The following is a 1,625-nucleotide window of genomic DNA, read 5'->3' on the forward strand; positions in this document are numbered from 1 at the left end:
AAATACGCTAGAGACTGGGCTAAGGGCGTTAGATTTTCCGCTCCGATATTCGAAGGCATCGTGCCGGAGGATTTCAAAAAGCTATTTGAAATGGCGGGCATCGATCAGGACGGTAAGACCGAGCTTTACGACGGCCGCACCGGCGAAAAGATCAAAGAGCGCGTAAACGTGGGCTGCATGTATTATCTCAAGCTGCACCACCTAGTCGATGAGAAGGTTCACGCAAGAAGCACCGGTCCTTACAGCCTAGTTACGCAGCAGCCGGTCGGCGGCAAGGCGCTATTCGGAGGTCAAAGATTCGGAGAGATGGAGGTTTGGGCTCTGGAAGCATACGGCGCTGCATACACGCTTCGCGAGATGCTAACGATCAAATCCGATGACGTCGACGGACGCTTGGCTGCGTATAAGGCGCTAACAAAAGGCGAGAACGTTCCTTCTACAGGGATTCCTGAGACGTTTTTTGTTTTAACAAACGAGCTTAAATCGCTTGCTCTAGACGTTGAAATTTACGAGAATGGAGAGAACAAATGAGCGATAATTCAAATTTAGAAAGAATAGAAATAAAAGAGGACGCCAGAGTCCACGACTTCGACGCGTTTGCAATCAGGCTTGCTAGTCCCGAGCAGATCAAGGCTTGGAGCCACGGCGAGGTCAAAAAGCCCGAAACCATCAATTACCGCACGCTCAAGCCGGAGCGCGACGGGCTTTTTTGCGCTAAAATTTTCGGTCCAGTAAGGGATTATGAGTGCATCTGCGGCAAGTATAAAAAGATGCGCTACAAGGGCTGGAAGTGCGAAAAATGCGGCGTCGAGATCACGAGCTCGAAGGTTCGCCGCACTAGAATGGGGCATATCGAGCTGGTAACGCCGGTGGCGCATATTTGGTACGTAAATTCCTTACCTAGCCGTATAGGTACGCTGCTAAACATCAAGATGAAAGATCTCGAGCGCGTGCTTTACTACGAGGCGTATATCGTAGAGAATGCAGGCGAGGCGTTTTACGACAACGAAAATTCTAAAAAGGTCGAGAAATACGACGTTTTAAACGAAGAGCAGTACCAGAGCCTAAAAGAGCGCTTTTCGCAGACGGGCTTCGTCGCCAAAATGGGCGGTCAGGTGATCCGCGATATGCTAGCCGAGCTTGATTTGGTCGAAATTTTATCCACCCTTAAGCAGGAGATGGAAAATACTAACTCCGAAGCGAAGAAAAAAACCATCGTCAAGCGTCTAAAAGTCGTCGAGAGCTTTTTAAATTCCGGTAATAAGCCCGAGTGGATGATGATTACAAATCTGCCCGTGCTGCCTGCCGATCTACGCCCGCTCGTTAGCCTTGAGGGCGGTAAATTTGCAGTTTCGGACGTAAACGATCTATACCGCCGCGTCATCAATCGAAATTCTAGACTCAAAAGGCTGATGGAGCTCGACGCGCCCGAGATCATCATCCGCAATGAAAAACGAATGCTTCAAGAGGCAGTGGATGCGCTTTTTGACAACGGACGTCGCGCCAACGCCGTAAAAGGCGCTAATAAGCGACCGCTTAAATCTCTAAGCGAGATCATTAAAGGTAAGCAAGGTCGCTTCCGTCAAAATTTACTCGGAAAGCGCGTGGATTTTTCGGGTCGCTCC

General features: G+C 49.5%; 2 pseudogenes. Both read left to right on the forward strand.

The window, feature by feature from the left end:
• A pseudogene (locus Q0256_RS09770) lies at positions 1–531 on the forward strand (DNA-directed RNA polymerase subunit beta); the annotation flags it as partial.
• Positions 528–1,625, forward strand: a pseudogene (locus Q0256_RS09775) (DNA-directed RNA polymerase subunit beta'); the annotation flags it as partial. The pseudogenes Q0256_RS09770 and Q0256_RS09775, both read left to right, overlap by 4 nt.

It is taken from the genome of uncultured Campylobacter sp., assembly GCF_937949835.1.
Taxonomy (GTDB): Bacteria; Campylobacterota; Campylobacteria; order Campylobacterales; family Campylobacteraceae; genus Campylobacter_B.